At 63.9% G+C, this 13,678-nt stretch carries 13 protein-coding genes; 6 read left to right on the top strand and 7 right to left on the bottom strand.

What is annotated here, in order from left to right:
* Positions 1-249, bottom strand: a 249-nt coding sequence (locus A2J01_RS35040; protein ID WP_231915755.1) for a UPF0182 family protein, incomplete at its 3' end; no start/stop codon positions are given.
* Between the two features lie 114 nt (positions 250-363).
* Between A2J01_RS35040 and A2J01_RS09820 the strand changes: the two genes are divergently transcribed.
* A complete protein-coding gene (locus tag A2J01_RS09820) occupies positions 364-966 on the top strand; it encodes a PPA1309 family protein (protein WP_003942343.1) in 603 nt (200 codons plus the stop codon).
* Between the two features lie 26 nt (positions 967-992).
* Here A2J01_RS09820 and A2J01_RS09815 read toward each other — a convergent pair whose 3' ends face one another.
* Positions 993-2,015 (bottom strand): YlbL family protein, encoded by a 1,023-nt coding sequence (locus A2J01_RS09815; protein ID WP_064112610.1) that lies wholly within the window; start codon positions 2,013-2,015, stop codon positions 993-995.
* A gap of 123 nt (positions 2,016-2,138) precedes the next feature.
* Between A2J01_RS09815 and A2J01_RS09810 the strand changes: the two genes are divergently transcribed.
* The 3 genes from A2J01_RS09810 (at position 2,139) to A2J01_RS09800 (ending at position 5,900) form a co-directional block, all read left to right on the top strand.
* Complete coding sequence (locus tag A2J01_RS09810) at positions 2,139-3,539, top strand: zinc-dependent metalloprotease (RefSeq protein WP_064112609.1); 1,401 nt, start codon at positions 2,139-2,141, stop codon at positions 3,537-3,539.
* A gap of 98 nt (positions 3,540-3,637) precedes the next feature.
* The gene (locus A2J01_RS09805; RefSeq protein WP_064112608.1) at positions 3,638-4,552 is read left to right on the top strand and encodes a hypothetical protein; all 915 of its coding nucleotides are present in this window, start codon (positions 3,638-3,640) and stop codon (positions 4,550-4,552) included.
* A 4-nt stretch (positions 4,553-4,556) separates the two neighbouring features.
* The gene (locus A2J01_RS09800) at positions 4,557-5,900 is read left to right on the top strand and encodes an ABC1 kinase family protein (protein WP_172403528.1); all 1,344 of its coding nucleotides are present in this window, start codon (positions 4,557-4,559) and stop codon (positions 5,898-5,900) included.
* A gap of 26 nt (positions 5,901-5,926) precedes the next feature.
* Here the strand turns inward: A2J01_RS09800 and A2J01_RS09795 are convergent, their stop codons facing one another.
* Complete coding sequence (locus A2J01_RS09795; RefSeq protein WP_003942321.1) at positions 5,927-6,250, bottom strand: WhiB family transcriptional regulator; 324 nt, start codon at positions 6,248-6,250, stop codon at positions 5,927-5,929.
* A 513-nt stretch (positions 6,251-6,763) separates the two neighbouring features.
* Positions 6,764-8,902 (bottom strand): ATP-dependent DNA helicase UvrD2, encoded by a 2,139-nt coding sequence (locus A2J01_RS09790; protein WP_003942300.1) that lies wholly within the window; start codon positions 8,900-8,902, stop codon positions 6,764-6,766.
* 103 nt (positions 8,903-9,005) lie between these two features.
* Here A2J01_RS09790 and A2J01_RS09785 point away from each other — a divergent pair, with 103 nt between their 5' ends.
* Entirely contained in the window at positions 9,006-9,263 is a 258-nt protein-coding gene (locus A2J01_RS09785; protein ID WP_064112611.1) for a mycoredoxin, read from the top strand.
* Positions 9,264-9,277: 14 nt separating this feature from the next.
* Here A2J01_RS09785 and nudC read toward each other — a convergent pair whose 3' ends face one another.
* The gene (gene nudC / locus A2J01_RS09780; RefSeq protein ID WP_007731249.1) at positions 9,278-10,177 is read right to left on the bottom strand and encodes an NAD(+) diphosphatase; all 900 of its coding nucleotides are present in this window, start codon (positions 10,175-10,177) and stop codon (positions 9,278-9,280) included.
* Between the two features lie 38 nt (positions 10,178-10,215).
* Positions 10,216-11,283: a potassium channel family protein gene (locus tag A2J01_RS09775; protein ID WP_003942296.1), complete on the bottom strand. Its 1,068-nt coding sequence runs from the start codon at positions 11,281-11,283 to the stop codon at positions 10,216-10,218.
* Positions 11,284-11,439: 156 nt separating this feature from the next.
* Here A2J01_RS09775 and A2J01_RS09770 point away from each other — a divergent pair, with 156 nt between their 5' ends.
* Complete coding sequence (locus A2J01_RS09770; protein ID WP_003942341.1) at positions 11,440-11,841, top strand: DoxX family protein; 402 nt, start codon at positions 11,440-11,442, stop codon at positions 11,839-11,841.
* Here A2J01_RS09770 and A2J01_RS09765 read toward each other — a convergent pair.
* On the bottom strand, positions 11,838-13,678 hold a 1,841-nt coding region (locus tag A2J01_RS09765), incomplete at its 5' end, for a 3'-5' exonuclease (RefSeq protein WP_197494194.1). The genes A2J01_RS09770 and A2J01_RS09765 overlap by 4 nt on opposite strands.

Below are 13,678 nucleotides of genomic sequence, written 5' to 3'. Positions count from 1 at the left end.
GAGCACGAATCGCGTCAACAGAACCTTGGTGAAGACACCGCGGAAGCCGACTTCGCCGAACCACAACCAGTCCGTGTACATGCCGATCAGTCGCGGCCCCACGAGCAGCAAGGCCGCCACTACGACAGCCACCACCAACAAGATTCGACTGCGTCTGGACAGAGAGGGTAAACCTGCGGGGGGCCGCATGCCCACGTGCCACGCTCCAAGATTTGGCGACGCCGTGGCGTCGCAACCGATTGCATCGATCACTGCGGCCACGCCCGAGTGGACTTGGCCGTTTCCGACCACTCTACGTAACAACGGTCACGGGTTGACAACACGGAGAGCGGGGAGCCGGACAGAAGGTGGGAGGATGAACGCGTGAGTGAAGAGAATATGAGCAGATCACCGAGTGCCCTCGCCCGGTGCGTTCATGAAGTTGTCGACCACATCGACGCCGAAGGCTGGGATCAGCCTCCGAAGCTGTACGCGTTGGTACCCACCGAAATGCTCGCCGCGGCCGAACCCGGACTGCTCGACCAACTCGCCGAGGGCGCCGAATACACACCGATCGAACAGGAATCGCTTCCCGAGGACATCATCGGCGGTTCACGGGCACTCGACGAGTTCCTGGCGACGACGCATTGGCCCGAGTCCGTGCAGGGTTGCATCCTGGTGCAGGAGATCGTCGTCCTGCCGCCCGAGGCGGAATCGGATCTCGACCACGCCACGGCGCCGGTGTTGACCGATCAGCACGCGGCGGACGAAGTCGCTCGACTGACGGCCGACGCGCATCCCGATCGACGCGAGGCTCGACTGTTCGTCGGCGTGCTCCGTGACGGTCCCTCGCTGTCGCTCCTACAGATGCGTCCCGACGAGGATGCGGATCCGTACGGTGACTTGGAACTGCTCACCTACGACGGTCTTGCACCTCACCTCGTGCACGCCCTGTACGCGACGCTCGACGAGGTCGAAGAAGACTGACAGAGTCGTCGGCGGCCAGGCAGCTTTCAGCAGCGGGGTGCGTCGCCGCCCGTGTTGAGGCTCTCGAGTGAGTCCACTGCGCCGGGCAGGTTGTCGACCTTGACGAGTCGAAGCCCGTCCGGCGCATTCTGTTTCGCCTCGTCACAGTTCTGGGCCGGCACGAGGAAGGTCTCAGCACCGGCTTCGGACGCGGCGATCAACTTGTACCTGATGCCGCCGATCGGACCGACCTCGCCGTCGGAGTCGATGGTGCCCGTTCCGGCCACGAACTTTCCACCGTTGAGCTCCCCCGGAGTCAGCTTGTCGACCAAGGCCAGTGTGAACATCAGTCCGGCAGAAGGACCGCCGATGTCGGCGAGATTGAACTGCACGGTGAAGGGAACGTCCGGGACCTCGCTGGGTGTGACGCCGAGGTAACCCGATTCGGGCTTGTTGGGCCGCGCCCCGACGGTGATCGGCACAACGGTCTCCACACCCTCACGTAGGACGGTGACGTCGATCGCGGTGCCGGGCGCGATCGCACCGACCGTGTCCTGAACGCCGGTGATGGTGGTTACCGGAGTGTCGCCGATCTTGACCAGGACGTCGCCTTCTTGCAGGGCACCCGCAGCGGGACCGTCCGGGGTCACCTTCGAAACAGTCAGTGCCACCGGCTTGCCGAGAAAGTGCAGTGCCGCCAACTCGGCACTGTCCTCGGATTGCTGGAAGTCGGCGGTGTTGGCCTGCTGAATCTCTTCCTTCGACTTCTCGGGCGGATAGATCTCCGAGCGAGGGACGAGTCCGTTGCTGCCACTCGCCCACAGTCCGAACGCTTCGAAGATGTTGAGGCCGTCGCGAACCGACACCGTTGTCATGTTGAGGTTGCCGTCGGTGGGATCGACCTCGGTCCCCTGGATGTCTACGACGGGCTTACCGTCGACGTCGCCGAGCGTGTTGAAGGTGGGGCCCGGACCGAGTGCGACATAAGGAACAGTGACCATTGTTCCGACGACTCCCAACACGACGATGGGTGCGAGTGCGGCCAAGAGCGTCACTATCCGTCGATTCACCTGATCCAGAGTAAAGCGCGAAGGCTCCGGAGCACCGATCGCACCGCCTGAGCGCCGTGCGTGTTCGCCGTCAGCGTGACTCGGAGGGCGACTCCGACCGCTCGAGCCTTGTACCGTTGAGGTATGAGCAATATGCCGTTCGGCTTCTCCAACTCCGACGACGATCCCGATCGCGACAAGAACGCGGCGGGTGGCAATCCGTTCGGGGGTGGTGACATGCCGTTCGGGTTCGGCGCGGGCGGTGAGGGATTCGATCCGGCTCAGCTCGGCCAGATGCTCACCCAGTTCGGGCAGATGCTGAGCGGAATGGGCTCGTCGATGGGCCAGGGCGGTTCGTCCGGCCCGGTCAACTACGACATCGCCAAGAAACTGGCACGCCAACAGATCGGATCGGTCGCACCGATCACCGAGGGCAACGTCAAGGCGATCGCCGACGCCGCGCACCTGGCCGAGATGTGGCTGGACGCCGCGACAACGCTCCCTGCCGGAGCGAGCCGCACTCTTGCGTGGACTCCGAACGACTGGCTCGACAACACGATCGACACGTGGAAGCGACTCTGTGATCCGGTGGCCGAGAAGGTAGCGGGCATGTGGGTCCAGGGTCTTCCGGCCGAAGCACAGCAGATGGCTGGCCCGATGCTGGGCATGCTCGGCCAGATGGGCGGACTCGCGTTCGGCTCGCAATTGGGCCAGGCACTCGGCCAACTGTCCACCGAGGTGCTCTCCTCCACTGACATCGGCCTGCCCCTCGGCCCCGAAGGCACCGCGGCCCTTCTCCCGGCTGCGGTTCAGGCTTTCAGTGAGGGTCTCGAACAGCCGCATCAGGAAGTTCTGGTCTTCCTCGCCGCGCGGGAAGCCGCTCATCAGCGCCTTTACAGTCACGTTCCGTGGCTGCGCCAGCGTGTTCTCGCGACAGTGGAGGAATACGCCCGCGGAATCACCATGGACTTCTCGGCGATGGAAGAATTCGCCAAGGACCTCGATCCATCCGCTCTCACCGATCCGAGCAAGCTCGAAGCGCTGATGCAGCAGGGCACGTTCGAGCCGCAGAACACTCCGGAGCAGAAAGCCGCTCTCGAACGTCTAGAGACTCTGCTTGCGCTGGTCGAGGGTTGGGTGGAGACGGTCGTCACCGCCGCACTCGGCGAGCGACTGCCTGGTGTTGCCGCGATGAGTGAGACGTTGCGGCGTCGCCGCGCTACCGGCGGCCCCGCCGAACAGACCTTTGCGACGCTGGTCGGACTAGAACTTCGTCCTCGCAAGGTCCGCGAAGCGGCTGGTTTGTGGCAGAAGCTCACTGCGGAAGCCGGTATGGACGTTCGCGACGGCGTCTGGTCGCATCCCGACCTGATGCCTGATTCGAGCGATCTCGACGCACCGGACGGATTTGTCGCCCGTGTCCTCGGCGCCGGCGAAGCCGGTAATTTCGACGACCCGATAGCCCAGCTCGAAGCCGTCGTGGCACAAGAGCGTGCGGCCGAGGAAGCGATGGACAAGACCCGCGAGGACGACGAAGAGAAGTAATCCCTTCTCGACCGATTTTCGCAGATCAGCCGCGATGACCGCCTGTGGATAACTGCCGCTGACGGGGACTCGCCGAGGGCCCGTCGTGCCAGCATCGAATGATGACCGGTCACACACACGACGACACCAGACAAGACAGCACTTCACAGCGATCCGCGGGACCTCGATGGGACCCGCGGATCGCTGTTCTGTCGCGCCCGGATGGTCGACTGCAGCTGGGATGGACCCCCGGACGTGCCGTCCTGCTGACTCTGCCTGTCGGGGTCGACGATCGCGCGGTGAAGTCGATCCTGCGCAAAATGGACGGCTCGAGATCCCGCGCAAACATCCTCTGGGAAGCGTCGAGGCTCGGGATTCCCACGTCCGTGACGGAGGAGTTGCTCGAGCAACTCGCCGATTCCGGTTTCGCCCACACTGCCCGCAGAAGCACCGCGACGGTCCGGATTCACGGTGTCGGTCCGCTCTCTGACGCCATCGAGCGCGCACTGGTCACCGGCGGGGTCAGCACGCGTCGCTCGCGCGGGTATCGCAACACCGACGTCGTGCGCACGTGGAACGAACAACTGGTGGTCCTGGCCGACGACGTCGTGACTGATCCTCGTCTGGTCAGCGATCTCGTTCGCTGTGGACTCCCCCACCTTTCCGTCCGCATCCGCGACGGCAACGGTGTGGTCGGTCCTCTTGTCCTGCCTGGTCAGTCGAGTTGCCTGCGGTGCGCAGACATCCTCCGATCCGAACTCGACCCTCATTGGCTTCATCTGTCCGCGCAGCTACTCGGCAGCGCAGGCCACGCGGAATCGGCGATGATCCATGCAAGTGTCGCGCTGGCCCTGGCCGAGATCGACTCCGCATTATCCGAGACAGCGGCGACGCATGCGGCCAGTCTGTCGTCGACGCTCGAGATCGCGCTGCGTCCGTATCGGATCACAACCAGGCACTGGCCTCGGCAAATATCCTGCAGTTGCCAATACCTGGCACCTGTTTCGGGCAAAGGACGCCCCAGTCAGACATGATGGTGTGGTGTCCGAGATCCCACGCAAGAGTTCTGCCCGTACTGCCAAACTCGCGAGCATCCCCCTGGGGATGGCCGGTCGCGCCGCCATGGGCTTCGGACGCAAGCTCGCCGGCGGCGACAAAGGCGAGATCGACGCGCAGTTGAGCGCGAAGGCGGCCGAGCAACTGTTCGCGGTGCTGGGCGAACTCAAGGGCGGCGCGATGAAGCTGGGCCAAGCGCTCAGCGTCATGGAGGCGGCAATTCCGGAGGAATTCGCCGAGCCATACCGCGAGTCGCTGAACAAGCTCCAGGCCGCCGCCCCGCCGCTGCCGACCAAGCAAGTACACAAGATGCTCGACCAGCAACTCGGAACCAAGTGGCGCGACCGATTCCAGTCGTTCGACGATGAACCGACCGCGTCGGCAAGCATCGGGCAGGTTCACCGAGCCGTCTGGGCGGACGGCCGCGACGTAGCCGTGAAAGTTCAGTACCCCGGCGCCGACGAAGCTCTACGCGCCGATCTCAAGACCCTGGGCAGATTTGCCGGTCTCTTCGGTTCGGTCATGCCCGGTGTCGACGTACGGCCCGTGATCGAGGAGTTCACCGCGCGCACGGAGGAAGAACTCGACTATCGGATCGAGGCGAACAATCAGCGAGCTTTTGCCAAAGAGTTCGACGGAGATCCCCAATTCGTGATCCCGCACGTCGTGGCGAGCGCGCCGAAAGTGGTCGTGACCGAATGGATGACGGCAACCCCGTTGACCAGAATCATCGAGAGTGGAACGCCGGAGCAGCGCAATGCGGCCGGTGCACTACTCGCCGAATTCCACTTCGCGTCTCCGGCCCGTGTCGGATTGCTCCACTGTGACCCGCACCCCGGCAATTTCATGCTTCTCGAGGACGGCCGACTCGGCGTCATCGACTTCGGTGCTGCTGCGCCGTTCCCGAACGGACTGCCACGGGTTCTCGGCACGATGGTGCGCTTGGCTGTCGAGGAACAATTCGACGAGTTGACGGAGTTGTTGCGCGCCAACGGTTTCGTGATCCCCGGACGCACGGTGACCGACAAGGAGATCGCGGATTACCTGCGACCCTTCACCGACCCGATCCAGACCGAGTCATTTCACTTCACTCGGGCATGGCTGCAAAAGGCCGCCGGAACCGCCACTGACTTCAACAGTGCGCAGTTCCGAACGGCCCGTGCACTCAACCTTCCGGCCGAGTATTTGATGATCTTCCGTGTTCTTCTCGGTTCGGTCGGCATATGCGCCCAGTTGGACGCATATGCCCCGTACATGGAAATCCTGACTCGTTGGTTGCCAGGGTTCGCGGAGCCGGTTCTGGATGACACCGGCTCCGCCGACTAAGACACCGGCTCCGCCGAATAGGGCTCTCACGCGCACACAAGTTGCTTGCGTGGGCGCCCTCTCGGTCTCTTGCGCGCTATGACGGCCCCCTGATCGAGGATCTCGCCGCCCCACACCCCCCATGGCTCGGCGCGGTCGAGAGCCGCACTGAGACAACGGGAACGGATGGGGCACTGCGCGCACAGTGCCTTGGCCTGCTCGAGTTCGGCCGGAGCTTCGGCGAACCAGAGATCGGGGTTGGATGCCCGGCACGGCAGGTCGCGGCGGGTGGACGCGACCTCGATGAACGTGACTGCAGCCGAAGTGACGTCGGTGGAAGTTACTGCAGTGGTGGAGTTTTCGGATTCCACGCGGATTGTCTGGGCAGACAACTCGGTCTCCTAGTGCTCGGATGCGAAACTGTGTCGCACGATATGGGTTCGATGGGTGCGAACCTGAGCCGAGTCGGAAACCAGATGAAGAGGGCTATCCAACACAAAGGCCACGGTCCGCAGGGGCTGCGGGTCCGTGGCCGTAAGTGAACGGATGTGTCCTACCGAGAAATACCTCGATGGCTTAAGAACACGGACTCGACAGCTGCTTTCTTTGCTGCTGCTTGAGGGCGCAGGCGGAGCGCATGCTGCGCCCATCCCGCTGCACGCGGCAGCATGGGGGCGGCAACAGCGAACTTTGCGCTTGCGCACGCTTCGTAAGAGATCAAGTTCGTCATTTTTTTGCCACCTCCATTTCGTGTCGGTCCGGATAGTTTCTGCGCACAGGTTGCCCCGTAACACTGAAAACCAGAGTAGAGAATCTGCCGAATCTGCACAACCTATTTTTGACCTGCGGTTATGTAACTCACCGTTGTCGATTCGGATGTGTTGTCAGATATCGAGTGTTGCCGCTCGCAGTTCACCGCGAATGACAGCTAGTACGTCTTCCCCGAAGTTGTCGAGTTTCTTCGGCCCGATTCCAGGGATCGAAACCAGTCCACGATTATCTTGTGGTCGTTGTTCGGCAATAGCCATCAGTGTGTTGTCACTGAAGACGACATAGGCCGGAACTTTGAGTTCTCTGGACTTGTCCAGACGCCAGGCCTTGAGGTGCTCGAGCAATTCCAGGTCGACATTGGACGGGCATTTTTCGCAGCGCCCGAGCATGGTCGCCGACGTCCCGATCAACGGTTTGCCGCATACGCGGCAGCGCGGACGCTTCTTGTTTCCCGACGACGGCGCGGCGACGCGCGAGGCCGGCGAGTCCTCCGGGATTAGTCCGTTGAGAAATCTCGACCGGCGACGGGACTTGCGTCCACCCTCATTGCGGGCCAATGCCCACGACAGCTGCAGATGCTCGCGAGCGCGAGTAACCCCCACGTAGAGAAGCCGACGCTCCTCCTCCACCGCGACATCGTCGGCGCCCGAATTGGCGTCGCCGAGAACGTGTTGGATCGGCAGGGTGCCGTCGTTGAGGCCGACCAGGAACACCGCATCCCATTCGAGCCCCTTGGCCGCGTGGAGGGAGGCCAGCGTCACACCTTGCACGGTCGGTGGGTGCCGCGCCTCGGCTCGGGCCGTGAGCTCCTGTAAAAGCCCGGTGAGCGTCAGTTCAGGTTCGTGGACAAGTTGTTCTTCGGTGAGCGCCACGAGAGCCGAGAGCGACGCCCAGCGCTCGCGTGCCTGAGTACCCGAAGGCTCTTCGTTGGTCAGGCCGAGTGGCGCGAGCACAGCGCGGACGAGTGAGACCAGCGCTTCGCCGTTGTCTGCACCTTCGGGGAGGTCGTCGCGTCCAGCTGCCTGACGCAGCGCTGCCACCGCCTGACGTACCTCGGTGCGAGTGAAGAAGCCCTCTCCACCGCGCACCTGGAACGGAATGCCCAGCTTCGTCAGGGCCTGCTCGTGCGCCTCCGACTGAGCATTGATCCGGTACAGAACAGCGATCTCGGCCGCAGGAGTGCCTGCCGCGATCAGCCGTTTGATCGCCCGCGCAACGCCGAGCGCCTCGGCCGGCTCGTCGTCGAACTCCATGAACTCCGGCTCAGGCCCCGGCGCGCGCTGCCCGATCAGCTGCAGACGCGTCCCGGCGATCCGCCCGCGCGCGGCACCGATCACGCGGTTCGCCAACGACACGACCTCAGGGGTGGAGCGGTAATCCCGTTCGAGCCGAACGACGGTCGCTTCGGGGAATTTCCGGGAGAAGTCCAACAGATAGTTGGGGGTGGCTCCGGTGAAGGAGTAGATGGTCTGATTCGCATCGCCCACCACGGTCAGATCGTCTCGGTCGCCCAGCCAGGCGTCGAGCACACGCTGCTGCAGTGGGGTGACGTCCTGATACTCGTCCACGACGAAGCAGCGATACCGCTCGCGGAACTCGTCGGCGACTGTCGAATGCTCTTCGAGAGCTGCCGCCGTGTGCAGTAGGAGATCGTCGAAATCAAGCAGCATGCCGTCCTGGCCGCGTGCTTTCAGCTCTTCGTATGCGGCATACACCTGGGCCACCTTGGTGGCATCGACCGGTGCCTCACGGCGAATCTTGGCGATCGCGCGTGGGTAATCCTCCGGCGCGATCAGCGACGCCTTCGACCACTCGATTTCACTGGCGAGGTCGCGGACGCTTTCCGTGCTGGTGGACAATCCCACCCGGGCTGCGGCACTGCTGACAACGGCGAACTTTCGGTCCAGCAGACGCCACGGCGTGTCGCCGACAACCTGCGGCCAGAAGTACTTCAGTTGACGGAGAGCAGCAGCGTGAAAAGTTCGAGCCTGCACCTGCGGCCCACTCCCGCCGACGCCCAGCTCACGAAGACGTCCACGCATTTCCCCGGCCGCACGAGCGGTGAACGTCACGGCAAGCACCTGACCGGCCGACACGTGACCGTCGGCAACCAGATGAGCGATCCGGCGCGTGATGGTGCGGGTTTTGCCTGTTCCAGCGCCCGCGAGGACACATACCGGGCCGCGTGGCGCGAGCACGGCGGCCGATTGTTCTGGATCCAGTCCGGTGTCCGCAGGCATGGGGACCATCATGGCAGGACGTTCCGACACTCCATTCGCCGCGCCCGACGGTATGTGGGCAAGAGAACACGGGCCGATACGGAACAACGCTCTCGGTCGTGGTGTTATATCGGCCGTGACTTCTACCGAAAATGCGCCTGCCCTGACCATCTACTCGACCACGTGGTGCGGCTACTGCCGTCGCCTCAAGACGCAGCTCAACGCGTCGGGGATCGAGTACACCGACATCGACATCGAGAACGATCCGGCAGCAGCCGATTTCGTCGGCAGCGTCAACGGTGGCAATCACGTCGTTCCGACCGTGAAGTACGGCGACGGCAGCGTTGCGACCAACCCGTCGCTCAACCAGGTCAAGCAGGCTCTGGGTCTGTAGACCTTCTCCGGCTGCTACTTGACCCAGCTCTCGAGCATTCCGCGAGCGATGGAGATCGACCCGGGCAGCAGCAGTGGCGCGTCCGCTTCCGAACCCCAGTCGCCGAGTTCGAGAGCGGCGCGCACCTCGTCCTTCGTGAACCAGGTGCCCTCGGCGATCTCGCCGTCCGCGAACAGCAGCGGAGCGGCGGGGTCGCCGATTGCGGCGAAGCCCAACATCACCGAGCGAGGGAACGGCCAAGGCTGGCTCCCGAGGTATCGAACGCTGTGCACGTCGATACCGACTTCTTCCTTGATCTCGCGGACAACACACGTTTCGAGTGACTCCCCGGCCTCGACGAATCCCGCGAGAATCGAGAAACGGCGCTGCGGCCAGGTCGGCTGACGCGCGAGTAGAACTCGATCGCCGCCGTCGTGCACCAGGCAGATGACCGCCGGATCCGTTCGGGGAAACTCCTCGTGGCCGGTGGACGTGGAAATGCGTGACCAGCCGGACATCGTGGGTTCACTCGGTGCGCCGTCGATAGCGCTGAATCCGGCACTGTCGTGCCAGTTGAGAATCGCGACGGCACCGGTCAACAAACCGGCGTCCGCGTCGTCGAGTGTTCCGCCGAGCATCCGCAATTCAGACAAAGTGCCCGCCAGCAGCGACACCCGCACCGCCCAGACGTGGCGATTCTCCCGAATTCCCAGGAAGACCGCGCCGCGCACCGGTTCGGGCCCCAACTCGGTTGCCTCGGCGAAGACCAATTGACCTTCCGGCGACACCTTGACCTGACCCCGTGAATTCACACGGAGGAGCAGTGCGTCCGCCCAACCCGTCGTCAGTGCAGCGGCGTCCGACCGCAATTCCTCGGCGCGGCCGACGCTCGAGCGTGAGAGCAGAGGTGTTTCGGTCAGCTGGAAGTCGTTCACGCTCACGACATTACTGCGCGCACGAAGCTCGGTAACACTCAGTTCGTGACGCGGCGAATGTAGAGCAGTCGATCGTTCTCTTCGACGGCGTCCACCTCGGGTGAACCGACGCGAACCAGACGGCCGTCACGAACGACCCCGAGCACGATGTCGGAGAGATGACGCGGAGAGCCGCCGACCTCGTCGCGCTCGACGGCACGCTCGGCAATCGCGAATCCGGCCTCCGGAGTCAGCAGGTCTTCGATCATCTCCACGACGGTCGGCGTCGTGGTCGCGATGCCGAGGAGTCGACCCGCCGTCTCCGAGGACACGACGACGGAGTCTGCGCCGGACTGACGCAGAAGATGCGCGTTGTCGGCTTCACGGATGGCTGCGGCGATCTTGGCTTTCGGCGCGATTTCGCGGGCTGTCAGCGTCACGAGCACTGCGGTGTCGTCACGGTTGGTTGCCACGATGATCGACGACGCATTCTGCGCACCTGCCAACCGAAGTACGTCCGATTTCGTCGCCGAACCGAACACCGTCACCAGGCCTTTGCTCGCCGCCGAATCGAGGACGGTCTGATCGGTGTCCACGACCACGATCTCCGACGCCGGTACACCGTCACCGAGCATTGCTTCGATTGCCGTCCGCCCCTTGGTCCCGTATCCGACGACGACGGTGTGATTACGCACGTGCTGCCTCCAACGCTGAATTTTGAACGCCTGACGCGAACTCTCGGTCAGAGCTGAAAGTGTGGTTCCGACCAACACGATCAAGAAGAAGATCCGAAGTGGCGTGATCAACAGGACGTTGACCAGGCGCGCCGACGGCGTGAACGGAGTGATATCGCCGTAGCCGGTGGTCGAGAGCGAAACCGTCGCATAGTAAATGCAGTCGAGCAGCGACAGCTCGTTGTCCTGTGCGTCCCGGTATCCCGCGCGATCGATGTACACGATCAACACGGCGGCGCCGAGAGCACCCAACGCGATGAGAACTCGCTTGTAGATGGCCCGCGCCGGACTTGTCTGTAGCTGGGGAATGCGCAGCACCCCGACAAGGGCGAAGTCAGGCTGATCGGTCAATGCTTCCGACCTGGTCAAACGCGCCCGGAGCTTACCGGCCATACATCGACTCTCTCACTCGAACTTACGAAATACCTACACGGACATCGGCAGGCAGCGTAACCCTCGAAGATCGACTTCGGAACTCGGGCGCCGAATAGCGCGCGGGTCGTGGCGCCGGTAGTGGCAAGAAGGTCCACCGTGAGGCAGGCTGGGCAAATGCCTTTCACCGGTTCGACGTCCACTCCCAGCCAAGCGGCCGCTCTTCGTTTGTCGGCCCTCCTTCTCGGCGCCGGCACCATGCATTTCGTGGCGCCTTCCTTCTTCGACAGCACCGTTCCCCGCCAGCTTCCCGGACAGGCCCGCACCTACACCCAGGTGTCCGGCGTCGCGGAACTGGCGATCGGCGCTGCCTTGGCCGTGCCGAAGACCCGCAAGCTCGGCGCGGGCCTTGCCGCCGCGCTCTTTGTCGCCGTGTTCCCCGCCAACATCCAGATGGCGATCGACTGGTGCCGAAGCCCGAAGACGTCCACACCGCAGAAGATCGGTTCGATCGCACGTCTTCCCCTGCAGGTTCCGCTGGTGACCGAAGCACTCAAGGCTCGTCGAAACGCAAGCTAATCTTGCGCGCCTGCCGTTCGGATGAGGCGAGCGAGAGCCTCACCGTCCGGCAGGTTCTCGGGTGCGATGGTGCGACCCGATCGAACGTAGTGAAACGCCGCCCGCACCTTGTCGGCCGGAAACTGTTCGTTGCGCCCCGCCGAACGGGCTCTGGCCGACATCAATTCGGCCCAGGCCACCCGATACGCGGCCAACTGCATCACAACAGCGTCCTCGTTGGCGGCCGACGGTTCGGCACCGGTCTTCCAGTCGATCACCGTCCATCCGCCGTCGGGATCGGCGAACACAGCGTCGATCCGACCGCGGAGAACCGTTCCGGCAATGGATGTTTCGAAAGGAACTTCCACTTCGATCGGGCTGCGATTGGCCCACGGGGACCGCAGGAACGCATCCTGAAGTTTCACCAGATCGGTCTCGGGACCCGCGCCGGTATCCGCGGCGCCGGGTAGTTCGTCGAGATCCAACAGTCGGGTCGCACCGAACCTTCGCTCGATCCAGGCGTGAAAAGCCGTGCCGCGCCGAGCGAGCGGGTTCGGTGGGTACGGCAGTGGTCTACGCAGCCGTGCCGCGAGTTCATCCGGATCTGCCTTGAGGTCGACGAGCTGCGTCACCGAAAGCTGCGCCGGGAGAATCACTTCGGCACGCGCGTTTGCCCGGGCTTCGCGCTCGGCCAAGAGCACGTCGACGTCCGAGGCCCAGTTCTCCGGATCGTCCTCCGGTTCTTCCGCCTCTTGGCTGTCTTGCGGCAGCGAAGCAAGTGCGGACAGGACGCTTGCGGCTCCGGCCTCGACCGCGCCGCGCCGCGCACCCAGCGGATCCGGCGGCCACTGCGCCGTACGGGGCGTGGCGGCCAACGGGTTCTCGGTGTCGGGTTCCGGTGCAGGCGCCCACTCCTCCACGACGCCGATTACGCCGCGTGAGTCTTCCTCATCGGCATCGTTTTCGGCCGTGACCATCTGATGCAGCTCGTCCAGGAACTCCGAAGGCCCCTTCGGTTCCGAACCGGATTCCGCCCAGTGATGCGCCGAGATGAACAGCGCCCGTTCGGTTCTGGTCAGCGCGACGTAGAACAACCGCCGGTCCTCGTCCAGTCGACGGTTGGACAAGGCCTTCTTGTGCGCCGTGATCGCGTTCTCGAGGTCCTTGCGGTTGTAGAGCTCCTCGAGGTCGAGCACCGGAACTCCGTCGGCCGAATCCGCGTCGACCGCCCGGTCACCACGCAACGTCGGTGGCAGTTCGGCGAGCGCCCCGAGCCACGATCCGGACGCGGTGGACGAGGGGAACACCCCGTCGCTGACATGCGGGATCGCCACTACTTCCCATTCGAGCCCCTTCGCCGAGTGCACGGTCAAGATCTGCACGCGATCCGGCGCCACCTCCACTTCGCCCGGAGTGAGGCCCTTTTCGATCTGTTCGGCGGCCGCGAAGAATGCGAGCATCCCGGGCAGATTGGCTGTTGGACGCGTCGCGTAATTGGCGACGACGTCGGCAAATGCGTCGAGATGCTCGCGGCCCGCGGTCCCGACGACACCGACTCGGGTTCGCGCGCCTGCCTCGATTCCGATACCGAGCACCCGCTCGACCTCCGCCACCAGTTCGGTGAGCGGCTGGCCGATACGTTCGCGCAACGACGCCAACTCTGCCGCTATCGCGTTGATGCGTGTGTACCCGAGAGCTGAATAGCGTTCTGCCGGGCCTGGATCGGAGATCGAATCGACCAATCCTGCTTGCTCGGCGTTCTCCCCCGGCAGCGCGTCCTGAACTGCCGAGGTGAGCGCCTCGGCGTCGGTGACCGCACCCGCTGTTCCGTATCCGGCGGAGATGGCAAGTTCGCGGG

The organism is Rhodococcus sp. EPR-134 (genome assembly GCF_001647205.1).
In the GTDB taxonomy this organism is placed as follows: domain Bacteria; phylum Actinomycetota; class Actinomycetes; order Mycobacteriales; family Mycobacteriaceae; genus Rhodococcus_F; species Rhodococcus_F qingshengii.
The sequence above is the reverse complement of the archived record's forward strand: the minus strand, read 5'-3'. Positions and strand labels throughout refer to the sequence as shown.

What these genes read in the sequence shown, in the direction of transcription:
- A2J01_RS09810 (WP_064112609.1), top strand. Translation starts at nt 2,139, where the DNA reads ATGAGCAATATGCCGTTCGGCTTCTCCAACTCCGACGACGATCCCGAT.
- A2J01_RS09805 (WP_064112608.1), top strand. Translation starts at nt 3,638, where the DNA reads ATGATGACCGGTCACACACACGACGACACCAGACAAGACAGCACTTCA.
- A2J01_RS09790 (WP_003942300.1), bottom strand. Translation starts at nt 8,902, where the DNA reads ATGATGGTCCCCATGCCTGCGGACACCGGACTGGATCCAGAACAATCG.
- A2J01_RS09775 (WP_003942296.1), bottom strand. Translation starts at nt 11,283, where the DNA reads ATGGCCGGTAAGCTCCGGGCGCGTTTGACCAGGTCGGAAGCATTGACC.
- A2J01_RS09770 (WP_003942341.1), top strand. Translation starts at nt 11,440, where the DNA reads ATGCCTTTCACCGGTTCGACGTCCACTCCCAGCCAAGCGGCCGCTCTT.